Consider the following 23,599-nt stretch of genomic DNA (forward strand, 5'->3'; position numbering starts at 1 on the left):
TGCTGGGGGGCGTATGTTTGGCTTTCGTCCAGACTCCAAATCTACCCCGCTGGATATTTCAGACCATGAGAAACCCCGTTCGGCACTGCTGCTAGCGATCGCCGCCCTTGTCACGATTCTTCTTTGGCAGATTCCCTTGGGGAACTATCTGCTGTATCCCTTTACAATCTTGGCCACATGGTTCCACGAGATGGGGCATGGCCTGACGGCGATTCTGTTGGGGGGCTACTTTCGCGAATTAGTCATCTATCCCAGTGGTTCAGGATTTGCGCGCTATGGGGGCGAGGTGCTGCTGGGCAATTTGGGACATGGCTTAGTCGCCATTGGCGGACCTCTAGGACCGGCGATCGCTGGCAGTGTCTTTATTTTGTCGAGCCGCTCTCATCGCGCCACAGATATTTGCCTCAAAGCCCTAGGAATAATGATTCTCGCCTCAGTGCTGCTGTGGGTGCGATCGCTCTTTGGCATTGTCTTCATGACGTTGGTGGGGATTGCCATTCTGCTGGTGGCCTATCGCGGCAATCGCTGGCTCAAGGGCATTTCGATTCAATTCCTTGGGGTGCAGGCCTGTATTAGCACATTTCAGCAGGTAGACTACCTCTTTACCTATGCCATGCCGGGGGGGCAGCTTTCCGATACAGGGCTTCTCCAACAGTACCTCTGGCTCCCCTATTGGCTGTGGGGGGCGCTGATTTCTGTGATGACCTTGGGGTTGCTGCTGTGGAGTCTCAAGGTGGCCTATACCCGGTCTAAGTAATGCCCCAGCGGTGTCGCCAACGACTGGTGGATTCACGGTTAGCGGTTTGTTGCTCCGCTTGGCGGCGCGATCGAATCATCTCCGCACTATCCCGCAGGTGCGGATCGCGGTAGGGAATACCCGCGCGGGTTTGCAAATGTTCCTGCTCCATCAGCGACAGGGGAATAAGCTGATCGGCTTGCCAGCGAGCCACGGTTCCCTGTGCCCATTCATGGCTGTGCTGGGGGGCAACAATCGGCAGCGTCCCAAGGTGTAAACCCGCCGCCTGCAAAGCGGCACGAACGGCAGCAGCACGACAATAGGTGGCCAAATGCCCCGCAGGCGCCAAACACTGAGCCACTAGACGCAAAAATTCTACCGTCCAGAGTTGCGGACAGCGCTGCGGTGAAAAGGGATCAAGAAAAATCGCATCTGCTTGGAATCCTCGGCGAACAAGGTCTTGAATGGTTTGGCGGGCATCACCAATTAAAAGCCGTGCCTCACAGGAGGGGGTGGTCACCTGCTGTTGCTGAGCGAGTCCCTCAAGAATCCCTTGAACCGATGCTGGCCAAGGGGGCATGACCGCTAAAGCTGCTTGGGGAACGCCCAGATCCAGTTCTAGACCGATGACGGTGACCTGACAGGTGGGATTGTGCTGCCAAATAACCTCTAACGCAGCGGCTGTGTTGTAGCCCAAACCATAGCAGATGTCCAAAAGGCGCAGATGAGAAGCTTGGGCTTTGCGGGGCAGATCGGTGGCGATCGCGAACTTTTCAAAGGCTTCCTGACGCGCTCCCCCAAGACTATGGAACGTTTCGCCAAACTCTGGAGAATAAAACGTAAAAGAGCCGTCTGCTGTGGGTTGGGGTTGCCACATTGAGTGCAAGGCAGCAGCTAAGTTTTGGGAATAGGCCATCACTGGGTTTGCGTGGGGGGCTCTGGTTGGGGGGCAGGTGGTCGGTTCATGGTCACAACGCCAATTCCCGTGATCAAAAGGACAATGACGATGCCGCCAACAATCAGTAACCAAGGGGGAGAGGATTTAGGGGCGGGTGCTGACTCTGGGGTAGCATTGGCTGGCAGCGATGGGGGCGTGGCATTAAATTCCGTTTCTTCTTCTGCACCTTCCTCAGCTTGGGTAATCGTTGAGGTCATGGGCACGGCCTTAATGCTGTGATAGTTGACGCTCTTCAAATACTTAATAAACTCCGCCTCGCCCATGGACACAGTGGCATAGTGCGCCTTAACGGATCCGCCAAAGTTAATTTCATCTCCATCTTTTAGCTCATGGCTTTGCACCCGCTGGCCATTCACTAGGATACCGTTGGCACTGGGCTTACCATCGGCATTCCCATCCACGACGCGATAGCGATAGCCATTTGGTGAGGGAATCCGCAGCAGCAGGGCGTGTTGCCGTGAAACCGTATGACCATGAATCACGATCGCATTGGTGACATCGCGGCCAATGGAGTAGGTTGCCGCATCTAAAGGGATCGTGCGCTTACCCGTTTCATCCTCAATGTTGAGTAGATGGTGCTCACGGTTACCACTCATGGGAACAACTTAGATTAATTGACGATTGCTAATCAATATCTTAGCCTGAGGGCTAGAATTCCCAAAGATACTACAAAAGCTAAGGGCAACAATCATCCCCTCTCAACATCAGGAACTAGAACCTAAACGTGGAGCGCAAAACTCCGACCCCTATTATTTAGATAGAACATTTATCGTTCTAAATAATCAGACTAGCACTCTGTGTCATAATGCCAAAATCAATTTATTCGCAATTTATTCGATCTGTTCGATAATGTAGAGCGATAGGTGAGGCCGATTTTCACCTACGCGGTTTCCTGAGCCACCAAAGGAAAGAGGCGCACAGGGGCTAGGGCTTGCAGTTGTTGACCGAGGCGAAAGGCTTGGGGTTCGTAAAGTGCGAGGGTCAGTGTCGCAGGCAGTTGCTGGATAAAGGTGCGCGATCGCAGCAGGGGCAGACCCGTAATCTTGGTGATCAGATTGCCAATTTCTAGGGCAGCTTCCGCGTTGCGCGGTTGACCGACCCAAAGCCGCCAGAGACGGCGGGGCGCCATTTTGCCCTGTTCAATGCGCCGTAGGCCATCAATGGTTGCTAAAACAATCAGGCGATCGCCCACCGTGAGTTGCAGCGTATCACTGGGCAAAAACTGATGACTGATCTCACCGCCGAGAAACTGCTCATGGCGATTGTAGAAAATGGGGATGACTGCATAACCATAGGCCACCTCGCCAATCAACTTGCCCTCAAGGGTGTCGCCGGCAGTAACGGTGTAATCGGCAATCAGTACCGTCTGCTGATCAATTTGAAACAGACCCAACATTGTTTCGCCAAAGGCGGCACCGGCAAAGGCCTCAGCAGCAAGGGCATAGGCACAGAGGGGGCGGGCACGGGGTAGGAGATCCCGCAGATCATTAGTAAGGCTGGGATCATAGATGCCAATGACCAACCCAATGGGGGATTCCCGCTGCTCCGTGGCTTGGCGGGCAATTAGGGCTGCCTCTAGATTCAACATTTCATCAGCAGTGGTGAGAACCACACTTTTGGCGGTCTCCAAATGGGCTTGGGGGAGCTTTTCTGGAATGTTGCCAAGGAGCATGGGCAGGTCTTCAAAAAGCTGAGTTTGCTCTGGGTTGTCCACCAGTAGCACGAGGGGTTGACGGAAGGCACGTAGGATTTGCACCACCTGTTGACCAATGCGATCTAAGCCAACAACAATCACGTGATCCGCCGTGGGCAGGGGGGGACGTTTCTTGAGAAAGTCAAACCGCGCTTGCAGCAGCTTTTCCGCCAAAAGTCCCAAGACACCGACAATAAAGAGGAGACTAACGATCGCCACCAAAATACAGACCACCAGCAGCCAAGGGGGAATCGGATCGTTTTCTAGCCCGCCAAAGACATCGCCAAAGCCCCCCAAAAGGAGAATAAAGCCGGCAGCAAAGGCCTTTTGCCATGTGAGTTCGGGGACGTTGTAGCGCAGCAGGATCGCGGTCACAAGCCACAGACCACTGCCCATCCAAAGGCCATTGAAGATCAACTCACGAGAGCGATCGCCATGGATCCACTGCCAGAATTGTTCTACCTGCTCAGGCAGTTGGCGCACCTGCTGAATGAGGCGCTGGATGGGATTGGGGTCAGGGATGGGCAAGGATTTCACCACTTCTACCCGTTCAATCCAAATCGGGCGATCGCCCACCTCAAAGAGTAAATCCGGTGGCCAATGGTTAAAAAGGCGGTGGGGACGAGTCGGCTGGAAGATTGAGGATTGGGAATGGCAGGCGCGAATACTAATCAGGCGTTGGTGACGGCGCTGCCAGCGGTGGGCAGGCGTACCCACGAGGGGACTCTCAGCGGTAATCGTTTGTTGCAACACCCGAAACTGCTGACCCTCAATCGTAAACGCAGCAAGGATATTTTCCTCAAGGGCTGCAAGGGCGAAGGCAGGAGCTGGTAGTTCCGTGGGATTGAGCGCCACAAAGCTCCCCAGTTTTTTCTCTAGAAGGGCGTTGAGATTATCGCGACTAGAGCGCACCACAAGATGGACATCGGGATTTAAGCGCCGAGCCACAATCGCCGTGGCAATATTGGTGGCCTCATCACTCGTAACTGCTAATAAGGTACGACAGCGATCAATCCCAGCCGCTTTCAGAACCGCCTCTTGCCGGCAATCACCGATGATCACAGGTTCACTGAGCAACTCCGTCAACTGCGGAATTTCCCACTCAATGTTGGCGTGGCGTTCAATGGCACGAATCTCTAGGGTCAAATGCTCACCTGCAAAGCGGCGCAGACTTTGGATACAAAATTGCCCCAAACTGCCAAGGCCGCAGATAATAAAGCGATCGCCCGCAGTCGTTTCGCCTATTTGAGTGGCCTGCGGTGTGGCTGAGGCAACAGACCAGGATGTCCACCAGTAGGGAAACGGTTGACGAGGCTCAGCAGCAAAAATAAGAACACTACCCCGTTGCCACTGCTGCCAAAGGGTCTTGCCCCACCTAGATAGGCGATCTAAATCTCTTGGCTCTAAAGTTGTCGATTCAACCCAGATGCTGAGGTGGCGATCGCCGATATCAATGAACCAAGTGGCCTTGCTGCCCAACAGTTGGCGCAGTTGGCGGTCAATGACATCCTCAAGGCTGGCCATAGCCTCCTAGCCAAAATGGGACAGCAACTCCTGTGGATCCAACTGACGACCAATCACCACCACACGAGTTTGGCGTGACTCTGCCGCTTGCCACGGGCGATCGTAAAACAAGTCTAACCGTTGACCCACCCCTTGCACCACCAGACGCATCGGCTTGCCCTCAATGGCCGCAAAGCCCTTAATGCGGTAAATGTCAGGTACTTGCAGCAAGCGCTCGAAGGATTGCCGCAGGCGCTGAAGATCGCAACTGCCCATCTCTAAACAAATGGCTTGAATCTCTGCATCGTGCTCATGCTCCTCCTCAAAGTCATGATGGCTGGGTCGCTGCCCCAAATTCTCCTCCACCGCTGCATTAAATCCCAGCAGCAGATCCGCCGGCACCTGTCCTTGGTGAGCCGCCAGCAGCTTAATCCGTGGGGGCAATTGAGTGCGCAGTTCAGCGATGAGCAGCTCTGCCTGATCGGGAGTCAGTTGATCCGCCTTGCTGAGGATGACCAAGTCGGCACAGGCCAGTTGATCATTAAAGAGTTCCTCAAGGGGGGTGTCCTCATGCTGCAAGTTGGGATCTCCATCTTTCTGAGCAAAGAGCGCCTCCAGATCAGCACTCACTTGACCAGCTGCTAAGGCAACGCCATCCACCACTGTCACCACCCCATCAACGGTTGCCGCATGGCGCACCTCCGGCCAACGAAAAGCCATCACGAGCGGCTTGGGTAAGGCGAGTCCAGAGGTTTCAATGACAATGTGATCAATCTCCTGCCGCCGTGCCAAGAGGGTCTGCATCGTTGGCAAAAATTCCTCCTGCACTGTGCAACACAGACAGCCGTTGGTGAGTTCCCAAATGCCCGCTGTGCGATCGCAACAGGACTGCAACAACTCGCCATCAATACCGACATCGCCAAACTCATTCACAATCACAGCAATGCGCCTGCCCGCTGCCTTCTGAAGCAACTGCCGAATCAGGGTCGTCTTACCACTACCAAGAAAGCCGGTAATAATCGTGACTGGGATTTTTGCACTCATTAAAATGCCTCAATGTTGGGAAAGTCTTTGAGTTGATGAGCCGCTTCCCCACAGGTTCGCGGTGTCGGAAACACTTTTTCAGGGTTGGCCAGACGTTTGGGATCAAAGGCGCAGCGCACCTGCTGCATCGTTTCTAAATCTGCTGGGCTAAACATCTCACCCATGAAACAGGCCTTATCACTACCAATGCCATGTTCCCCAGAAATACTGCCCCCCAAGCGCACACAGAGCTTGAGAATTTCCCCCCCCAAGGCCTCCACCTCCGCAAGCGCGCCCGGTACTGCCTGATCGTAGAGAATCAAGGGATGCAGATTGCCATCCCCAGCATGGAAGACATTGGCAATGCGATAGCCACTGCGCTGACTCAGTTGTTCAATTTCCCTGAGGACGGTGGCCAGTTGACTGCGGGGAATCACCCCATCTTGGACAAAATAATTGGGACTGAGACGACCAGCAGCCGCAAAAGCCGCTTTGCGCCCTTTCCAAAGGCGGAGGCGATCTTCAGCTTCTGTAGCAACGGTTACATGGCGTGCCCCCTGTTCATAGCAAATACGTGTGACTCGCTCCTGCAAAATCGGTACTTCTGACTCCAAGCCATCGACTTCCACCAGCAAGACCGCGCCGGCATCGCGGGGGTAGCAATTGGTGGCCACCACGTCCTCAACGGCATTGATACTCAGGTTGTCCATAATTTCCATGCCAGCGGGAATGATACCGGCACGGATAATGGCGGAAACTGTTTCCCCGGCCGCTTCAATGGTGGTGAAGTCCGCCAATAGCACAGCGATTGCCTCCGCCTGTTTGAGAATGCGCAGCCGAATTTCCGTGGCAATCCCGAGAGTGCCCTCAGACCCGACAAAAACCCCCATAAGATCATAGCCGGGCATTTCTGGCGCCGCACCCCCCAGTTCAACAATCTCACCATTGGGCAACACCACCGTCAGTCCCAGCACATGATTCGTGGTCACGCCATACTTCAGGCAATGGACACCGCCGGAGTTCTCGGCGACATTGCCGCCAATGGAGCAAATAATTTGACTGGAGGGATCGGGGGCATAGTAAAACCCCTGATCGGCTACCGCTTGAGTGACCCACGCATTAATCACCCCCGGCTGCACCACCACCTGCTGATTGGCCAGATCAATGTCTAAAATCTGGTTCATGCGAGAAGTGACGATGAGAATCCCCTCGGTGTGGGGTAAGGCTCCCCCCGATAGCCCCGTCCCTGAGCCACGGGCAACAAAGGGAATCCGATAGCGATCGCACACCTTGAGGATGGCAGAGACTTGGGCAGTGGTTTGCGGTAGCACGACCAGTTTGGGTCGTTGCCGATACATGGATAGCCCATCGCACTCATACACAAGGGCTTCTGCTGCATCACTGATGACGCTCCCCTTGCCGACAATGGCTGTTAGCTCCTCTGTGACCCGCTGCCAAGGGGTAATTTGCTGTAGTGTGGACATCCCCAGTGCTCTGAAACTGCCTTCTTTTATCCTAAATTGGCTCTCCTTTGGAAAAATGGGGGCAGGGGGGATTTGACATTTCTTTACTGAATAGTTATAAAATTATATTTAGGATCACTAAGCTGAAGTAGTAACCGTTTTAAGTCTAGCTTTCAGGCTGAATGAGTCCCCTCACGCTTTACCCCATAAAGGAGTCCGCTATGCTATTTCGCCAACTCTTTGACTACGACACTTGGACCTATTCTTACCTGATTGCCGATGAAGCCACGGGTGAGGCCGCCTTGGTGGATAGCGTCCTTGAACAGGTGGATCGGGATGTGCAGTTAATTGAGCAATTGGGGTTGAAACTGCGCTACTGCCTCGAAACCCATGTCCACGCCGACCACATTACCGGGGCGGGCAAAGTCCGCGAACGCACAGGCTGCAAAACCCTTGTGCCCGAAAATGCCCATGTGGACTGCGCCGATGGCTATATTAAAGACGGTGAAGTGATTCACGTCGGTAGCATTCCGATTCAGGCGATCGCCACCTTGGGGCACACCGATAGCCACATGGCCTTCCTCGTGAATGGCACCCACCTATTGACAGGGGATTCCCTCTTTATCCGTGGCTGTGGCCGCACTGATTTCCAAAGTGGCGATGCAGGCGCAATGTACGATGCGGTAACACAGCGGCTCTTTACACTACCGGATACCACATTGGTCTATCCCGGCCATGACTATCGCGGTCACACCGTTTCCACCATTGGTGAAGAAAAACGCTTTAATCCCCGCTTTGTCGGTCGCGATCGCCAGCAGTTCATTGAGTTCATGGCCAACCTGAACCTGCCGGATCCTAAGAAAATTATGGAAGCGGTGCCCGCTAACCAACAGTGTGGCATGGTTGCCGCTGCCGTCTAGTCCTTTGACCCCTGATCGCCCCTGTCTAGCCAACCCTGAGTAACCACTGGAGAACCAACGACCATGACCACAACAACGACTGAGTCCCCCCTCATTTCTGCAGCTGAACTGCACGATGCCCTGCAACGCCAGCAGGTACTGCTCATTGATGTGCGGGAGCCAAGCGAATACAACAATGCCCACATTCCGGGAGCGCTGCTCTGTCCTTTGGCCAATGTGAAGGAACTTGAACCCCCCTGTAATTCTGACACCCCGGTGGTGCTCTACTGTGAATCTGGCCGGCGATCGCGCATGGCCTGCGAAATCCTTGCCCAGCGGGGGTTCGCAAACCTGAAAAACCTTGAAGGGGGCATTCAACGCTGGAAACAGGGGGGCTATCCGATCACGGGTGCAGTTGGTGCCCCCATTAGTCTGATGCGGCAGGTGCAAATTGTTGCCGGCAGTCTGATTCTCAGCGGGGTGATTCTCGGCTTTGCCGTTCATCCGGGGTTCTTCTTCCTAGCAGGTTTTGTCGGTGCTGGCTTGGTCTTTGCCGGTGTCACAGGAGTCTGTACCCTAGCGCGGCTGTTGGCGCTGCTGCCCTTCAATCGCCCACAGGTGAAATAACAGCCCTTTTCTGAAGCATGAAAAACAGAGAGATGAGATCCTCTCCTACGCTAGCTTGCAAAGTGGTGAGCGTGATAAATCTTAGTGAAAAGGGCTGTAACCCATGCTGAGCTACTGGATAGGGCATGGTCTGGCGATCGCCATCGGCTTGAGTCTGGGTCTATTGGGGGGCGGTGGTTCTGTCCTTGCCCTGCCAGTGCTGGTCTATGTCATGGGCATTGAAACCAAGGTCGCGATCCCGATGACGCTTGTGATTGTCGGCAGCGTCAGTTTACTGGCAGTGATTCCCCAGTGGCGGCGCGGCTACGTTAATTTGCGTCTAGCACTGATTTTTGGTTCCGCAACCATGATGGGTGCCTATCTCGGGGCGCGACTGGCAGCCTTGCCTTGGATTACCGATACGGTGCAACTCTTACTCTTTGCCGTTGCCATGATGGTGGCGGCTATTTTAATGATTCGGCGGCAACAGCGTCCCCCTGCCCCTGAACTCACCCCGCCGGAAAGTTCCCTTGAAAGCCAGCTTTATGCCCCCCCAGTCTGTAAGTACTGTTGGCTGTGGCTACCCACCGAAGGCATTGGTGTGGGTATTCTGACGGGGTTGGTGGGAGTGGGTGGGGGATTTGCCATTGTGCCTGCCCTTGTTTTATTGGGCAAAATTCCAATGCGGCAGGCGATCGGCACCTCCCTGTTGATTATTGCCGCCAATTCCGTGGCTGCGGTTTGGGGCTATCTGGGCACAGTGAGTTTGGATCCACGCTTGACCCTGACCCTCACCTTAGCCTCTGCGGGTGGTTCTGTTATCGGTAGCTATCTCAGTCACCGCATTTCTGCCAAGCGACTTCAGCAGGGCTTTGGTTACTTCTTAATTGGCATTGCGGCCTTTGTGATCCTGAAAACCCTACTGGCACCTCCCCAGCGCAGCAAAAGTTCCTCCCTACCGCCGAGGCACTACCTTACTGCATCGGTTCCCGCAAGACCAAGCCGCACCTAAGACTCTGTTTCAGGAGTCTCTGCAGCACTCTGCTGTTGCCCAATTTGATTGAGTAGCGAAAGAACGCGACTGCCCCGTTCCAGCGATCGATCCTCAATAAAGACGACCTCCGGTGTCCGCCGCAGGCGAATGCGTTGCCCCAATTCCCGTCGCACAAAGCCTGAAGCCGCCTTCAATCCAGCCATCGTTGAGCGGCGTACCTCGTCGGTGCTGTAGATACTGACGAAGATCTTGGCGTGCTGCAAATCACCGGAAACTTCCACATCGGTGACACTGACCATGCCCGCCCCCACGCGCTCATCGCGGATTTCATACATTAACAACTGGCTTACTTCCCGTTTGATTAATTCTGCTACCCGTGCCACCCGTCGTTCGGTCGCCATGGCGGGCCTCCTTTTCTCGGTTGTTGGCAAAGACTATCCTGCAACTCTCCTATCTTATCAAGACAGCTATCGCTCTGTTTCTGGTTGGCGGGCGATCGCTCAAGACTTTTATGGCAGCAACCGCTGGCAGTAGTGTTACAAAAGTTAACATTTCTTGCTGACGTTCTCTGCAAGTTGAGGACTGAATTTCCTGCTCTCTTGCTAGATTGCGACCCCTGCTCAAAAATGAGAAAGCTGAGAAACTAGGCAACAATCACCTTGATATTTCGTAAGAATTCCGCTATCACGTTAATATAGTTCTCCCGCAGCAAATGCTGATGGGAAGCTTAACCTACCCTTGGTGAACGCCAACAGCAACTAGGTAAAACCACCTACTAGCTCAAGCGTTAGCGAGGGATGGGTTTCTTATTTATGAAGCCAAATTAACAGGATGCTGGAGCGATCGCTCCTAAGTTTTAGAGAGCCGATCACGCCCTACCAGCAACTGTAAGGTTCTAAATCTGGCATCTATATCTGCAAGAGGATTTAATTCCATGACGATCGCAATTGGACGAGCGCCAGCAGAACGGGGATGGTTTGACATCCTCGACGACTGGCTCAAGCGTGACAGATTTGTCTTTGTCGGCTGGTCAGGCATCCTGCTGTTTCCCTGCGCCTACCTTGCCCTCGGGGGCTGGCTGACCGGTACCACCTTTGTGACCTCTTGGTACACCCACGGCCTCGCCTCCAGCTACCTCGAAGGCTGCAACTTCCTCACCGTTGCCGTTTCCACCCCCGCCAACAGCATGGGGCACTCCCTTCTTCTCCTTTGGGGTCCCGAAGCCCAAGGGGACTTCACCCGCTGGTGCCAACTCGGTGGTCTGTGGACCTTTATCGCCCTCCACGGCGCCTTTGGCCTCATTGGCTTCATGCTGCGGCAATTTGAAATTGCTCGCTTGGTGGGCATCCGTCCCTACAACGCCATTGCCTTCAGTGCCCCCATTGCCGTCTTTGTCAGCGTCTTTTTGATCTACCCCTTGGGGCAATCCAGTTGGTTCTTTGCCCCCAGCTTTGGGGTGGCTGCCATCTTCCGCTTCCTGCTGTTCTTCCAAGGGTTCCACAACTGGACTTTGAACCCCTTCCACATGATGGGGGTGGCCGGTGTGCTCGGCGGTGCCCTGTTGTGTGCCATCCACGGTGCCACAGTGGAGAACACCCTCTTCCAAGATGGCGAAGGCGCCAGCACTTTCCGTGCCTTTAGCCCCACCCAATCGGAAGAGACCTACTCGATGGTGACGGCGAACCGGTTCTGGAGCCAAATTTTTGGGATTGCCTTCTCGAACAAGCGCTGGTTGCACTTTTTCATGTTGTTTGTGCCCGTAACGGGGCTGTGGATGAGTGCGATTGGCGTGGTGGGTCTGGCGTTGAACCTGCGGTCTTACGACTTTATTTCCCAGGAGATTCGGGCCGCGGAAGACCCTGAGTTTGAGACGTTCTACACGAAGAACCTGCTCTTGAACGAGGGCATCCGCGCTTGGATGGCGCCCCAAGACCAACCCCATGAAAACTTTGTCTTCCCAGAAGAGGTACTCCCCCGTGGTAACGCTCTCTAGTAACTCGATTTTTGCCACCAATCGCGACCAAGAATCCTCCGGTTTCGCGTGGTGGGCCGGTAATGCTCGTCTGATTAATCTCTCCGGCAAACTCTTGGGTGCTCACGTCGCCCACGCTGGCCTGATCGTTTTCTGGGCCGGTGCCATGACCCTGTTCGAGTTGGCTCACTTCATTCCTGAGAAGCCAATGTACGAGCAAGGGCTGATCCTCATTCCCCACATTGCCACCCTTGGTTGGGGCGTTGGCCCTGGGGGTGAAGTCGTGGACACCTTCCCCTTCTTTGTGGTCGGGGTGGTGCACCTGATTTCCTCTGCTGTTCTCGGCTTTGGTGGGGTTTACCATGCCATTCGTGGCCCTGAAACCCTTGAGGAATACTCCTCCTTCTTTGGCTACGACTGGAAAGATAAAAACAAAATGACGACGATCCTCGGTTTCCACCTGATCGTCCTCGGTATTGGTGCCCTGCTGTTGGTGGCCAAAGCCATGTTCTTTGGTGGCCTCTATGACACTTGGGCACCCGGCGGTGGCGATGTCCGCGTCATTACCAACCCCACCCTTGACCCCACGGTGATCTTTGGCTACCTGCTGAAGTCTCCCTTTGGCGGTGAGGGCTGGATCGTCAGCGTCAACAATCTTGAGGACGTTGTCGGTGGTCACATTTGGATCGGTTTGATCTGCATTGCTGGTGGTATCTGGCACATTCTGACGACGCCCTTTGGTTGGGCACGCCGTGCCTTTATCTGGTCTGGGGAAGCCTATCTGTCCTATAGCTTGGGCGCCCTGTCCATGATGGGCTTCATTGCCACCTGCTTTGTCTGGTTCAACAACACGGTCTATCCCAGTGAATTCTATGGTCCTACGGGTCCAGAGGCCTCTCAGGCTCAGGCAATGACCTTCTTGATCCGTGACCAAAAATTGGGTGCGAACGTCGGTTCGGCTCAAGGCCCCACCGGTCTTGGTAAATACCTGATGCGCTCTCCCACGGGTGAAATCATCTTCGGTGGTGAAACAATGCGCTTCTGGGATTTCCGTGGTCCTTGGTTGGAGCCGTTGCGCGGTCCCAATGGTCTTGACCTCAACAAGATCAAAAATGACATTCAGCCTTGGCAAGAGCGTCGTGCCGCTGAGTACATGACCCATGCACCTCTGGGTTCTTTGAACTCCGTGGGTGGTGTGGCCACGGAAATCAACTCGGTGAACTTCGTGTCACCCCGCTCTTGGCTGGCTACGTCCCACTTTGTCTTGGCCTTCTTCTTCCTAGTGGGTCACCTGTGGCATGCGGGTCGTGCCCGTGCCGCGGCGGCTGGTTTCGAGAAGGGGATTGACCGTGAGTCTGAACCCGTACTCTCGATGCCGAGCCTTGATTAGAGTCACTGACTTCATCTAACTAAACTCAATCCTTCTTGGCTCCCATCTACGGATGGGGGTCTTTTTTTTAGCAGGACTCAATTGCCGAGTATTTTTAACAGTTGCTCAGCAATGCGATCGCTCGCTCCGGGGTCGCCCATGCGTTCTTTGCCATTGGCGGCAATTCGCGCAAGTAAAGTCGCATCTTCCCAAATCTGCCAAAGGGTCGGGATGGCTCCTTGAGGATCATCGAGTAGGAAAATCGAGTCTCCGAGAAGGCGTTTTTGGCGACTAGCAAACTCACGGGTAAACTGGGGGCCTGCACCCGCAAAGGTGATCACGGGTTTCCCTAAGCCCACACACTGCTCTGTGGCTGTGCCGGCGAGGGCAATGCCCCCTTCGGCCCAATGCAGAAATTCACGAAAGTGATGTGAACTTAAAATCAGTTGTTGCTGACCCAACTGCCATGCGCTGGTCTGGGGTAATGCACTGGCGATGGGTTGCCAACCCTCAAGGCTTTGCTCAAGCATCCGTAAATCAAGGCTGGGACTGACAGCGGCAAGACAGGTCAGCGGCTGATCGGCATAGGGCGCCAGTACCCGTAGGATCTGCTGCCAATTGCGGTAGGCCTCAGGGGCACGAGACCCCGGCAGTAGCACAATGGTTCTAGTCGTAAAAGGCGATCGCTCAGGGGGTGGCATCACTAAGTCCATCATGGGATTGCCACAGTAGTGAACCGTGTAACCGAATTGCCGCAACCCTTTAGCGGTTAACTCATCACGGACAAAAATGCCTCGACAGCGGGGCGATCGCCACAACCATCGTTCCCAAGGCAGGTAGTCACTCCCCGCCCAGCCCATGCCCCAACGATAGGGACGCCCCGTCGGGTCATATAGGTAATAGTCAGACTTAGCAGTGCCGATAAAACTATAGGTTCCCCCTGTGCCATAGGCCAGCAGTAGAGGCACAATATCCCCCACCGCTAAGAGATGCCCTACTGAGAATCGCTGCCAACGCTGAATAGCACGAACCTGCGCCCCCAACAGTCCCAGCAGCCCTGCTCTAAGATCCCGCCATAGCTGTTGCAGATCCATGTAGATAAAGCCCCCAGAGGGGAGTATTTTTCCGGGTTGCAATACAGGAATTCCCAGCCGCGTATAGGCAGACCCTAAGCCCACCAAGGGCAACGCCATTAGGTCTAAGTGTGGGCACCGCTGCCGCAAGGCCTGCAAAATCGAGCTGGCGATCGCGTCCTCACCGTGGCCATTACTCAGGCAAAGGAGTCGCTTCATGCCTGCATCAACTCAAGGGCTGTAGTAAATCGTGACCAATCATCCGCCTGATCAATGGCCTGCCAAATGTGTTCAATCTGCGGACGAGTCAGGATAACAAGGGGATTGGCAGCCGCTAGGGTTTGGGGAAGTGCGGCTTGTTGTAACGGCGTGGCTTGCTGAAGTAGCTCAAAATAGGTTCTTTTCCAAGCCTCTAGCAATTTCTGATCTGCTGGCGTGAGGGTTGAGCTGTTACGAAAGATATGACTGGGATCTACAGCCCACTCAGGGGAGAATTCTTGCCGCAGGCTGACAAAGAATTGGGGATAACTGATGGTGCTGCGGCTGAGAAAAGCTTGGGTCTCTGCCACTAAGGGACGGCCAATTTCTAGAGGAAGATCTGCCCAACCGAGGCGCTTGAGCATGAGTTTCAAGTAGGTGGTTTGGCAGCGATCGCCAAAGGTCTTTAGGGCAGCTTGCATTTCCTCAAGGGGCATTACTGAAGACAGAGGGATTTGCAGCTTCTCCAAATTCCAAGCACAAATTGCTGGTTGATTGCCGTAGGCGTAGCGGCCATAGTAGTCAAAGTAGGCGGCTGTAAACCCCAAATCATAGTGCTCCAAAAAGACATAGGGACCATAGTCGAAGCTCTCGCCCGTAATGGCCATATTATCGGTGTTCAAAACACCGTGGCAAAACCCCGCCACCAACCACTGCGCCGCCAGATCCGCTGTGCGTGCCACTAGCTCACGATAAAAGGCACAATCCCGTTCCTTGGGGTTTGGGATCTCTAGCAAGTGGGGGTAGTAGTAGTCAATGACGTGGTCGAGCAACCGTCGAATCAAGTCCGGTCGCCGCAGATAGTGGAGCCGCTCAAAGGTACCAAAGCGAATATGGGAACGGCCAAGGCGCACTAAGACACTCGATCGCGTCGGCGATGGCTCATCCCCTCGCCAGAGGGATTCTCCCGTTTCCACCAAGCTGAGACTGCGAAAGGTGCTCACCCCCAAGCGATGCAGCAGTTCACTGGCCAAAACCTCACGGACACCGCCTTTGAGTGTCAGGCGACCATCTCCCCCCCGCGAATAGGGTGTGGTGCCGGATCCTTTCGTGCCAAGGTCATACAGTTGACCATCCACACCGCGAAACTGGCCATAGAGAAACCCTCGGCCATCCCCCAAGCGAGCATTGTATTCCCCAAATTGGTAGCCGTGGTAACGCATTGCTAAAAAAGGTTCACGCCCCTGAAACTGGCCAAAGGCCGCAATAAAGTCAGCATCAGTTACCTTGGCGGGATTCAGACCCATCAGGGGTAAGAGGGCATCATTGCGAAAACGCAGAATATGCTGCGGAAAGGTTGCCGCCTGTACCTCGTCCCAGTACTCTTCCCCTAGGGAGAGAAATGCGGGTTCGTACTCAAGGTTTTGAAAGCAATGTCGAGACATTCAGAACATTCAAAGCGGACTCAGCTATTGCGGCGTCTTGGCAGTTTCCCGTTTGGACTTTTTGGGATTGGGGGGATCCACAAGGGTACGCAAGCGCGCTTGAATTTGTTGATGGCGTTCGACCCCCTCAAAGGCAAAGGGGGTGTACCCGCGATCGCGCATCAAACCACGGATATAGCGAATGCGCTCATTGGTCGGTGGGTGGGTAGAAAACCATGGTAACGGTGGCTCCTGATGACGGTATTCCTTCTTGAGGGTGTGCATGAGGTTCAGTAGGCCATCAGCGGCATAGCCTGCCCTCGCCAGAATCCGTGTGCCCAAAATATCCGCCTCTCGCTCCATTTCTCGACTATAGCTAGTCACGAGAATTCCTGTCACATAGCCACCAGCAGGTAATAACCGCGTCAAGTTGGCAGTGGCCGTGCCTTGGGTGACCAAGCGAAAACCGTGGGAGAGCACCGCGTGGGCAATTTCGTGAGCCAGTAAGCCAGCAAGTTCTGCCTCGGTATTGGCTTTGAGAATTGCACCGGAATTGATAAAAATCTTGCCTCCTGGCAGGGCAAAGGCATTGAGATCATTATCTTTTATCACAAAAAACTCATACTCAAACTCATTGCGACCGGCCACTTTGGCGAGGCGTTGCCCCACTTCATTGACATAGGCTTGAACCTCAGGATCCTCAAGGAGCTTGACTTGGCGGCTAATTTGCTGTGCTGCTGAACGGCCTAGGGCAGATTCTCCCTGCATCATCAAGGCCATCATTTGAATTGAGTCCAAGGATAGTAAGGGATTGCCCGTGAGTGCCACACCCACCAGTCCAGTGAGGGCGCCGACAATCATGCCTTCGCGCAGTTGTCCCTGAAGGCGACGACGGAACCGTTGCATTCGCTCTGCGGCTAGTTGCTGAAATTCGGGTGTGGCGGGGTGGTCAGGATTCAGTAGGGCAAAACGTTGGGCGGCAAGGGCCGCTTCTAGCCACTGTTGCTGGCGATCGTAGAGGGTGACGAGGCTACGTTGAATATCGGGTTGATCAGGATAGAGGCTGGCGGCTTTTTCGAGATGGGCATAGGCCTCTTTGAGGGAACCCTGCTGCGCTAGAAACTCAGCAAAGCGCACTTGGCCGGGGATAAACTCTGGGAATTGCTCCACCAACAGCCGCAGGGGCACGGCTTGGGCACTGTAGAGTTGGGAACCCCCTTGAACTTCTCGCCAATAGACTTGGGCAGCGGGGGGCAGTTGACTAATTTCCAGTACGGCAGGGGGGGTGACACGGGGCGGTGGCAAATCTAGGTCAGCCTTGGCCTTTTGGTAATAGGTTTGGGCTGTGACGGTATCTCCCAATTGCCAGTGGCGATCGCCCTCCCGTAGAAGTGCTAAACGCGCCTCCTGTGCGGCTTGCTCTGCTGTCAGTTCCACTGTTGTTGGAGCCTCTGGCGAATTGTCAGTTGTTCTTAGTGCAGGTTCCACAGAGGGGGCTGCTGAATCACCCTTGATCTCAGTGCTCGTGGGTAGGGGGGCAGGGGATTCTACAGGCGGAACGACTTCTGCGGAGGGCTGGGGTGGCAGCGGCAATAGATCGACAGCAGAGCCTTCAGATTGCGGCAGGCGAGCTTGGGCAAAGGGGTCTTCTTTTATGAGAGCAATCAACTCCTCCTCTGCTACACCCGTTTGGGGTAGGGACATCTCTGCTGCTCTAACCGGTTCAAGACCCACCCCTAAAAGAAGGACAATACCCAGCGACCAGTAGCGTAACCCATCTTGCACCATGAAACTGTCCTCAAGCCACCTGATGCTTTATAGTCTAATCACTAGGCATGGGTGAATTGGGTCGTCGTTAGAATTATATCTATTCCAATAAAGAATGAGACGCTATTCGGCACAATAATTGCGAATCACTTCATCAATAGAATTGTTTGATCCTGCATACATCCGCGCTCGCTTCAACGCACTGAAGTCGTGCTCAATCACATTCAAAGGAGTGACCTCCTGCAATTCTTGAAGGCAAGAGGCCTCAAACCTTGAAAGCCCCTAGGGCGAGATGATCGCCTGTTTGAGAAAAGGGCTGTATTATAGAAAAAATTAGCAGTGCAACAAGTCTCATGGCTACGATCAATGATATTTTGGCGGAGTTTCGAGCAGCAGCAGAGTCAAAACGGCACTTGGGCGATCGCTTTGAGCGGTTGATGCAGGCTTACTTTCGCACTGACCCTTACTATCAGGATTTATTTAGCGATGTGTGGCTGTGGTGGGAGTATCCGCAGCGGGGCAATAGTGGCGACATTGGCATTGACTTGGTGGCCAAAGAACGGATCAGTGGCGAGCTTTGGGCGATTCAGTGCAAGTTTTACCATCCTGAGCATACTCTCAGCAAAAGTGATGTGGATTCCTTTTTGGCAGCCTCGGGCAAGGCGGAATTTAGTCATCGGCTCTTGGTCTCTACCATCGATCGCTGGTCAGAGAATCTGAACAAAACTCTTGACAATCAAAAAGTCCCCGTCCATCGCCTCACGGTACACGACCTCGCCAATAGCCCCATTGATTGGGAGCAGTTTTCTAGCGACACCATACCCACAGGTAGCCAGCGGCTCCAAGATGCCAAGGGAAGCTATTCTCTCAAACGCCTTCCCCGCAAGGAATTGCGTCCCCACCAGCAAATAGCCGTTGACAATGTGATCGCAGGATTGCAAACCGCCGATCGCGGCAAGCTGATCATGGCCTGTGGCACGGGCAAAACCTTTACGGCTTTGAAAATTGCTGAGCGGATGGTGGGCAAAGGGGGACGGGTGCTTTTTCTGGTGCCCTCGATTTCGTTGCTGTCTCAGAGTTTGCGGGAGTGGACTGCCGAAGCAGAAATTCCCCTACATCCCATTGCCGTCTGCTCCGATGTGAAGGTGGGGCGGCGCACAGACAGCGAAGACCTCAAAGCCAGTGATCTACCCTTTCCTGCAACCACCGATAGCGAGAAGATTCGCAAGGGGGCAGCAGCAGCAACCAACAAGATGACGGTGATTTTCTCCACCTATCAATCGATTGAGAGCATTACTGCCGCCCAAAAGGCTGGCCTACCCCCCTTTGATTTGATCATCTGCGATGAGGCTCACCGCACCACGGGCGTGATTCTCTCTAGCCAAGAGGAATCGCAATTTACCCGCGTCCACCGTCAAGAGCACGTCCAAGGCAAGAAACGCCTCTATATGACGGCAACACCGCGCCTGTATGGCGATCGCGCCAAGAGCAAGGCATTAGAAGAAAACATCACCCTTTGCTCGATGGATGAGGAAGCCATCTATGGCAAGGAACTGCACCGCTTGGGCTTTGGTGAGGCCGTACGGGCGCACGACGATCGCTTTAATGCCATTGTCAACAAGCTGGCACTCAATCAGCAGCGACCCCCGCAAATTGATGTGATTGGGATTGGGGGTGGCCGTGAAGACAGTGAAGAAATTGACAACGACCTCACACCCGTGCAGTTAGCGTTTCACTGGCCAGAACTGGAGGAGTGGAAAGAAGCCCTCTACGCCAAGGTGGTGCATAAAGTGTGGCGATCGCCAGTATTGGGAGGACTGGGCCAAGGATGTGGCCATCATTGCCGATCACCATCGCACGCGCATGGAGGGCATCATCGCCAAAAATCCCAGCGTTAGGGCCCAATTTGATGCCTTTGTCGCCAGTTTGCAGGAGATCATCAACCCCAGCATTACCGCAGCCGCCACCATAGAGATGCTGTCGCAGCACCTCATTACCAAACCCGTTTTTGATGCCCTCTTTGCCGACTATGCCTTTAGCCAGTACAACCCCGTTTCGGCAGCGATGGAGACGATGATTGCGGTGCTAGAGGGGCAGGCTCTCGACAAGGAAACCGCCAAGTTAGAGGACTTTTATACCAGCGTCAAGTTGCGTGCCAGCGGCATTGACAACCTACAGGGCAAGCAAAAAATTGTCATTGAGTTGTATGAGGGATTCTTTAAGCTGGCCTTTCCGAAAATGGCAGAGCGGTTGGGCATTGTCTATACCCCTGTGGAAATTGTGGACTTCATCATCCGCAGTGCCGATGCAGCGCTCCAGCAGGAATTTGGCCTCAGTCTAGCCTCAGAGAATGTGCATATCCTCGATCCTTTTACGGGGACGGGAACCTTTATTGTGCGGTTGCTCCAGAGTGGCTTGATTCCCCGCGAAGCTGTGCCCACCAAGTACAGCCGCGAACTCCACGCCAACGAAATTCTGCTACTGCCCTACTACATTGCGGCCATCAACATTGAGACCGCCTACGCTAGCCTTACAGGACACTACGCCCCCTTTAACGGCCTTTAACGGCATTGTCCTCACCGATACGTTTCAAATGTATGAACACGAGGGCACCCTCAATGAAGCCTTCTTCCCTGAAAACAATCGCCGCGTTTTAGCGCAGAAACAAGAAAAGATCACCGTGATCATTGGCAATCCGCCCTATTCCGCAGGGCAAAAGAGCGAAAATGATAGTAACAAAAATCTAAAATACCAGAGACTTGATAAAAAGATTGCTGAGACTTATGCAAAATTTTCTAACGCGACTTTAAAAAGAAGTCCTTATGACTCATATATTCGTGCTATTCGCTGGGCAACGGATCGTCTAGGGGAAAAAGGCGTGATTGCCTTTGTGACAAACGGCTCCTTTATTGACAGCAATGCAATGGATGGCTTGCGCAAATGTCTTGCTGATGAGTTTACCAGTGTCTATGTCTTTAATCTGCGGGGACTAAGAGGACAGAAAACTTCTGGTGAGCGAGCTAAGAAAGAGGGGGGACAAATTTTTGGTCAAGGTTGTACAAATACAGTTGCCATTACCCTGTTGATCAAGAATCCTGCCAAAACCAATCATGAAATTTACTATCACGATATTGGCTATTATCTGAGTCGGGAAGAGAAACTAAGCAAGATTGCCACCTTTGGTGACTACACAACCCTACCTTGGCAAGAGGTTACACCCAATGAGCAGTAAGATTGGATCAATGCTCGCAATCCAGAGTTTGAAAACTTTGTTTCTTTTGTCAATACAGACCCTAAAAGCATCAGTACCCGACTTAGAGTTAATTTCCAATAGCCAATGTTTTCCCCTCTATACCTATGAAAAAGTTGAAGCCACGCCACAGGGATCGTTATTTGAGAGCAACACATCAACGGGCTATCGCCAGAAAGAGAATATCAATGATGCCATCCTCAAAGTCTTTCGCGACACCTACGGGGATACCCAAATCGGTAAAGAGGATATTTTCTACTACGTTTATGGCATTTTGCACAGTCCTGACTATCGCCAACGCTACGCCAATGACCTGAAAAAGATGCTGCCGCGCATTCCCTACGTTGAAGATTTTTGGGGCTTTAGCAAGGCAGGCCGAGAGTTGGCTCACTGGCATCTCCACTATGAAACCATTGACCCCTACCCCCTCACTGAGTTGGCAGCCCCCCTGACCACTGATGCCAAAACCTTCTATCGCGTTGAAAAGATGCGCTTTGCCAAAAAAGGGCAGCAGGTGGATAAGACCACGATTATTTACAACCGTTATGTCACCCTAACGGGGATTCCTCTTCAAGCCTATGACTATGTGGTGAATGGCAAGCCTGCCATCGAGTGGGTGATGGATCACTATAGCTATTCCAATAAAGAATGAGACATTATCCAGCACAATACTTGCGAATCAACTCATCAATTGAACTGTTTGACCCTGCATACATCCGCGCTCGCTTCAGCGCACTGAAGTCGTGCTCAATTACATTCAAATCAGGAGAGTATTTCGGTAAAAATAACACCTCGTGACCCGCCGCTTTGACCGCTTCCTGAATCGCCCCTTTCGGATGAATCGGTGCATTATCCATAATCAACAACGAAGGTCTCTTTAATGCCGGCAAACAGTACTGACTCAGCCAGCTCACAAACCCTACCGCATTCAAGTATCCGCAAAACAGCATTGGGGCGATGAAGTCTTTCTGGTGTCTATACCGTCCTGCGACTAAACTCTCTCTTTTCTGACGCTTCCCCGCTCGCTCTCCATCAATTCGTTGGCCTCGCGCTGACCACCCATACTCACACTCTACTCGAGAGTCAAACCCCGTCTCATCGATATAGACTACCGTTTCCTCCCCATGGCTCTCTACCCATGTGTCGAGCTGTTGTTGATACGCTTGCCGCTCTTCTTCACACCGTTCTTGGTAACGCATCTGTTTTTTTTTCGGGTGATGCCCATCTGGGCGAGGGCATAACTAATGGTGGAAACTTGAACGCCAAATCGCTGGGCACGGTCGATTAAACGGTCATCGGGATGGGCAGCAACATCGGCTGCTAAGGCCGCCCAATCCAACTTCCAAGGACGACGGGGGACAACTGTGGGGGCTAAGTCGTCTCGCTTCAGCCAGCGATGGATAGTGGCGCGGCTCACCTGAAAAATTTGAGTCGCTTCACTGATTTTGCCACCTTGCTTGATATAGGAGACAACCCGCTCTCGTAAGTCCAAGCTATAGCTCATATTCTTGAGTAACATTCATGACTCTTTGAGTATAGCCTATCCCTCTTGAAAATATCTCATCTCCTTTCGAAATGGCTATATCAAGTCACTGTGGATAAAGACAGCCAAATTCGCAATGACCCCAACGACTGGTCAGCAGATCCCCGCTACATTATTGACTTACTGAAGCGCGTGGTGCGAGTGAGCGTCGAAACGCTCCAGATTGTCCAACAGCTTCCAAAGTTCAAGCTCCTCAGCAAAAAGGCAACTGCCCCCTGATTAGCGCCTAGGCAAAGACTGCCGTGCGATTGCCATACACCAGAATCCGATTTTGCAAATGCAGCCGTACTGCCCGTGCCAAGACCACCCGTTCTAAATCCTTGCCCTTGCGAATCAGATCTGCCACCGTATCGCGATGGCTAATGTGCACAACTGCCTGCTCAATAATCGGTCCTTCATCCAAATCCGCTGTAGCATAGTGGGCCGTGGCACCAATGATTTTTACCCCCCGCTCATAGGCACGGTGGTAGGGATTCGCCCCCGCAAAGGCAGGCAAAAATGAATGGTGAATGTTGATCACTTGGGGAAAGGCCTCAATAAATTCTGGACTGAGCACCTGCATATACTTGGCCAGCACCACCAGATCAATGTTGTAGTCCTTGAGCAGTTGCAGCTGCTTGGCTTCGGCAAGGGGCTTGGTCTCTGGCGTTACAGGGATATAGTGAAAGTCAATGCCAAACTGTTCGGCAATGGGACGTAAATGCTCATGGTTACTGATAATCAGGGGAATTTCCGCAAAGAGATCCCCCGCTCGCTGCCGCAGCAGCAAATCCCACAGGCAATGATCTTGGCGGCTCACCCAAATGGCCAAGCGATAGGGAATATCCGACGCCCGCAACTGCCAGCGCACCCCTTGCCAACTGGCAAAGACTTTTTCCCGCTGTGCATAGTTGATAAATGTGGCAGCAATCTGATCGCGGGGGATTTCAAAGCCCTCTAGTTCCCACTCGAGGCGGGAGAGAAAAATGCCCGCGACAGCATCCGTGTGGTGATCAGCATGAACAATGTTACCGTTGTAGCGATAGACAAACTGCGCCAACTTGGCCACTAACCCCCGCTGATCAGGACAGGAAATGCAGAGGGTCATGGTGGGCATGGACATAGGAATAAAGGGAATAAAGCAAGGCA

21 protein-coding genes and 3 pseudogenes are annotated in these 23,599 nt (G+C 53.4%); 12 read left to right on the plus strand and 12 right to left on the minus strand.

The features are described 5' to 3' along the window. The first annotated feature begins 13 nt into the window (after window positions 1-13). Window positions 14-757, plus strand: coding sequence for a M50 family metallopeptidase (locus QYC28_RS08600; RefSeq protein WP_149820000.1), 744 nt, complete (start codon window positions 14-16; stop codon window positions 755-757). On the opposite strand, the gene QYC28_RS08605 is transcribed toward QYC28_RS08600, so the two are convergent. From QYC28_RS08605 to QYC28_RS08625, 5 genes are all read right to left on the minus strand, one after another. Next, on the minus strand, window positions 750-1,652 hold the full coding sequence (locus QYC28_RS08605) for a tRNA (5-methylaminomethyl-2-thiouridine)(34)-methyltransferase MnmD (RefSeq protein ID WP_302679313.1): 903 nt from the start codon (window positions 1,650-1,652) through the stop codon (window positions 750-752). The genes QYC28_RS08600 and QYC28_RS08605 overlap by 8 nt on opposite strands. Further along, window positions 1,652-2,290, minus strand: coding sequence for an FHA domain-containing protein (locus tag QYC28_RS08610; RefSeq protein WP_149820004.1), 639 nt, complete (start codon window positions 2,288-2,290; stop codon window positions 1,652-1,654). The genes QYC28_RS08605 and QYC28_RS08610 overlap by 1 nt, the downstream gene beginning before the upstream one ends. Before the next feature lie 284 nt (window positions 2,291-2,574). Further along, complete coding sequence (locus tag QYC28_RS08615) at window positions 2,575-4,911, minus strand: NAD-binding protein (protein ID WP_302679314.1); 2,337 nt, start codon at window positions 4,909-4,911, stop codon at window positions 2,575-2,577. Window positions 4,912-4,917: 6 nt separating this feature from the next. Further along, a complete protein-coding gene (gene cobW, locus QYC28_RS08620; protein WP_302679315.1) occupies window positions 4,918-5,934 on the minus strand; it encodes a cobalamin biosynthesis protein CobW in 1,017 nt (338 codons plus the stop codon). Next, complete coding sequence (locus QYC28_RS08625; protein ID WP_149820010.1) at window positions 5,934-7,397, minus strand: FAD-linked oxidase C-terminal domain-containing protein; 1,464 nt, start codon at window positions 7,395-7,397, stop codon at window positions 5,934-5,936. Before QYC28_RS08625 ends, cobW begins: the two co-directional genes overlap by 1 nt. Window positions 7,398-7,597: 200 nt before the next feature. Between QYC28_RS08625 and QYC28_RS08630 the strand changes: the two genes are divergently transcribed. The 3 genes from QYC28_RS08630 to QYC28_RS08640 all read left to right on the plus strand — a co-directional run bounded on the left by QYC28_RS08630 (window position 7,598) and on the right by QYC28_RS08640 (window position 9,893). Then, window positions 7,598-8,296 (plus strand): MBL fold metallo-hydrolase, encoded by a 699-nt coding sequence (locus tag QYC28_RS08630; RefSeq protein ID WP_024124642.1) that lies wholly within the window; start codon window positions 7,598-7,600, stop codon window positions 8,294-8,296. Between the two features lie 63 nt (window positions 8,297-8,359). Next, the gene (locus QYC28_RS08635) at window positions 8,360-8,902 is read left to right on the plus strand and encodes a rhodanese-like domain-containing protein (protein ID WP_302679316.1); all 543 of its coding nucleotides are present in this window, start codon (window positions 8,360-8,362) and stop codon (window positions 8,900-8,902) included. 103 nt (window positions 8,903-9,005) lie between these two features. Beyond that, a complete protein-coding gene (locus QYC28_RS08640; RefSeq protein ID WP_149820014.1) occupies window positions 9,006-9,893 on the plus strand; it encodes a sulfite exporter TauE/SafE family protein in 888 nt (295 codons plus the stop codon). Here the strand turns inward: QYC28_RS08640 and rbfA are convergent. Next, complete coding sequence (rbfA, locus tag QYC28_RS08645) at window positions 9,890-10,276, minus strand: 30S ribosome-binding factor RbfA (RefSeq protein ID WP_286625378.1); 387 nt, start codon at window positions 10,274-10,276, stop codon at window positions 9,890-9,892. The two genes, QYC28_RS08640 and rbfA, sit on opposite strands and share 4 nt — an antisense overlap. On the opposite strand from rbfA, the gene QYC28_RS08650 reads away from it, so the two are divergent. The 3 genes from QYC28_RS08650 to psbC all read left to right on the plus strand — a co-directional run bounded on the left by QYC28_RS08650 (window position 10,275) and on the right by psbC (window position 13,237). After that, a complete protein-coding gene (locus tag QYC28_RS08650) occupies window positions 10,275-10,409 on the plus strand; it encodes a hypothetical protein (protein ID WP_302679317.1) in 135 nt (44 codons plus the stop codon). The two genes, rbfA and QYC28_RS08650, sit on opposite strands and share 2 nt — an antisense overlap. Window positions 10,410-10,809: 400 nt before the next feature. Further along, complete coding sequence (psbD, locus tag QYC28_RS08655) at window positions 10,810-11,868, plus strand: photosystem II D2 protein (photosystem q(a) protein) (RefSeq protein ID WP_149818344.1); 1,059 nt, start codon at window positions 10,810-10,812, stop codon at window positions 11,866-11,868. Further along, complete coding sequence (psbC, locus tag QYC28_RS08660) at window positions 11,852-13,237, plus strand: photosystem II reaction center protein CP43 (protein WP_190278038.1); 1,386 nt, start codon at window positions 11,852-11,854, stop codon at window positions 13,235-13,237. The genes psbD and psbC overlap by 17 nt, the downstream gene beginning before the upstream one ends. A 77-nt stretch (window positions 13,238-13,314) precedes the next feature. Here the strand turns inward: psbC and QYC28_RS08665 are convergent, their stop codons facing one another. The 4 genes and pseudogenes from QYC28_RS08665 to QYC28_RS13275 all read right to left on the minus strand — a co-directional run. After that, complete coding sequence (locus QYC28_RS08665) at window positions 13,315-14,508, minus strand: lipid-A-disaccharide synthase-related protein (RefSeq protein WP_302679318.1); 1,194 nt, start codon at window positions 14,506-14,508, stop codon at window positions 13,315-13,317. Next, window positions 14,505-15,932, minus strand: a complete 1,428-nt coding sequence (locus QYC28_RS08670) for a YdiU family protein (protein ID WP_286649536.1) — start codon at window positions 15,930-15,932, stop codon at window positions 14,505-14,507. The genes QYC28_RS08665 and QYC28_RS08670 overlap by 4 nt, the downstream gene beginning before the upstream one ends. 24 nt (window positions 15,933-15,956) lie before the next feature. Then, a complete protein-coding gene (locus QYC28_RS08675) occupies window positions 15,957-17,699 on the minus strand; it encodes a M48 family metalloprotease (RefSeq protein ID WP_302679319.1) in 1,743 nt (580 codons plus the stop codon). A gap of 102 nt (window positions 17,700-17,801) precedes the next feature. Further along, window positions 17,802-17,906: pseudogene (locus QYC28_RS13275) on the minus strand (IS630 family transposase); the annotation flags it as partial. A 125-nt stretch (window positions 17,907-18,031) separates the two neighbouring features. Here QYC28_RS13275 and QYC28_RS08680 point away from each other — a divergent pair. From QYC28_RS08680 to QYC28_RS08695, 4 genes are read left to right on the plus strand one after another with little or no spacing between them, the layout of a single operon-like run. Further along, the gene (locus QYC28_RS08680) at window positions 18,032-19,576 is read left to right on the plus strand and encodes a DEAD/DEAH box helicase family protein (RefSeq protein ID WP_302679320.1); all 1,545 of its coding nucleotides are present in this window, start codon (window positions 18,032-18,034) and stop codon (window positions 19,574-19,576) included. Then, entirely contained in the window at window positions 19,509-20,243 is a 735-nt protein-coding gene (locus QYC28_RS08685) for a hypothetical protein (RefSeq protein WP_286649539.1), read from the plus strand. Before QYC28_RS08680 ends, QYC28_RS08685 begins: the two co-directional genes overlap by 68 nt. Window positions 20,244-20,271: 28 nt before the next feature. After that, window positions 20,272-20,910 (plus strand): Eco57I restriction-modification methylase domain-containing protein, encoded by a 639-nt coding sequence (locus tag QYC28_RS08690; RefSeq protein WP_286649540.1) that lies wholly within the window; start codon window positions 20,272-20,274, stop codon window positions 20,908-20,910. Window positions 20,911-20,956: 46 nt separating this feature from the next. Continuing rightward, window positions 20,957-21,580, plus strand: a complete 624-nt coding sequence (locus tag QYC28_RS08695) for a type ISP restriction/modification enzyme (protein ID WP_302679321.1) — start codon at window positions 20,957-20,959, stop codon at window positions 21,578-21,580. A gap of 4 nt (window positions 21,581-21,584) precedes the next feature. Here QYC28_RS08695 and QYC28_RS08700 read toward each other — a convergent pair. Next, a pseudogene (locus QYC28_RS08700) lies at window positions 21,585-22,432 on the minus strand (IS630 family transposase). A 78-nt stretch (window positions 22,433-22,510) separates the two neighbouring features. Between QYC28_RS08700 and QYC28_RS08705 the strand changes: the two are divergent. After that, a pseudogene (locus QYC28_RS08705) lies at window positions 22,511-22,690 on the plus strand (hypothetical protein); the annotation flags it as partial. A gap of 7 nt (window positions 22,691-22,697) precedes the next feature. Here the strand turns inward: QYC28_RS08705 and purU are convergent. After that, on the minus strand, window positions 22,698-23,573 hold the full coding sequence (purU, locus tag QYC28_RS08710) for a formyltetrahydrofolate deformylase (protein WP_206201223.1): 876 nt from the start codon (window positions 23,571-23,573) through the stop codon (window positions 22,698-22,700). Window positions 23,574-23,599: the final 26 nt, after the last annotated feature.

The organism is Thermosynechococcus sp. HY596 (genome assembly GCF_030518715.1).
Lineage (GTDB): Bacteria > Cyanobacteriota > Cyanobacteriia > Thermosynechococcales > Thermosynechococcaceae > Thermosynechococcus.

Bases quoted from the DNA above. Each gene is read 5' to 3' on its own strand.
- cobW (WP_302679315.1), bottom strand. From the start codon at position 5,934: ATGAGTGCAAAAATCCCAGTCACGATTATTACCGGCTTTCTTGGTAGT.
- QYC28_RS08665 (WP_302679318.1), bottom strand. From the start codon at position 14,508: ATGAAGCGACTCCTTTGCCTGAGTAATGGCCACGGTGAGGACGCGATC.
- QYC28_RS08600 (WP_149820000.1), top strand. From the start codon at position 14: ATGTTTGGCTTTCGTCCAGACTCCAAATCTACCCCGCTGGATATTTCA.
- QYC28_RS08650 (WP_302679317.1), top strand. From the start codon at position 10,275: ATGGCGGGCCTCCTTTTCTCGGTTGTTGGCAAAGACTATCCTGCAACT.
- purU (WP_206201223.1), bottom strand. From the start codon at position 23,573: ATGTCCATGCCCACCATGACCCTCTGCATTTCCTGTCCTGATCAGCGG.
- QYC28_RS08625 (WP_149820010.1), bottom strand. From the start codon at position 7,397: ATGTCCACACTACAGCAAATTACCCCTTGGCAGCGGGTCACAGAGGAG.
- QYC28_RS08630 (WP_024124642.1), top strand. From the start codon at position 7,598: ATGCTATTTCGCCAACTCTTTGACTACGACACTTGGACCTATTCTTAC.
- QYC28_RS08610 (WP_149820004.1), bottom strand. From the start codon at position 2,290: ATGAGTGGTAACCGTGAGCACCATCTACTCAACATTGAGGATGAAACG.
- QYC28_RS08640 (WP_149820014.1), top strand. From the start codon at position 9,006: ATGCTGAGCTACTGGATAGGGCATGGTCTGGCGATCGCCATCGGCTTG.
- QYC28_RS08670 (WP_286649536.1), bottom strand. From the start codon at position 15,932: ATGTCTCGACATTGCTTTCAAAACCTTGAGTACGAACCCGCATTTCTC.
- QYC28_RS08675 (WP_302679319.1), bottom strand. From the start codon at position 17,699: ATGGTGCAAGATGGGTTACGCTACTGGTCGCTGGGTATTGTCCTTCTT.
- QYC28_RS08690 (WP_286649540.1), top strand. From the start codon at position 20,272: ATGTATGAACACGAGGGCACCCTCAATGAAGCCTTCTTCCCTGAAAAC.
- QYC28_RS08680 (WP_302679320.1), top strand. From the start codon at position 18,032: ATGGCTACGATCAATGATATTTTGGCGGAGTTTCGAGCAGCAGCAGAG.
- psbD (WP_149818344.1), top strand. From the start codon at position 10,810: ATGACGATCGCAATTGGACGAGCGCCAGCAGAACGGGGATGGTTTGAC.
- QYC28_RS08635 (WP_302679316.1), top strand. From the start codon at position 8,360: ATGACCACAACAACGACTGAGTCCCCCCTCATTTCTGCAGCTGAACTG.
- rbfA (WP_286625378.1), bottom strand. From the start codon at position 10,276: ATGGCGACCGAACGACGGGTGGCACGGGTAGCAGAATTAATCAAACGG.
- QYC28_RS08615 (WP_302679314.1), bottom strand. From the start codon at position 4,911: ATGGCCAGCCTTGAGGATGTCATTGACCGCCAACTGCGCCAACTGTTG.
- QYC28_RS08605 (WP_302679313.1), bottom strand. From the start codon at position 1,652: ATGGCCTATTCCCAAAACTTAGCTGCTGCCTTGCACTCAATGTGGCAA.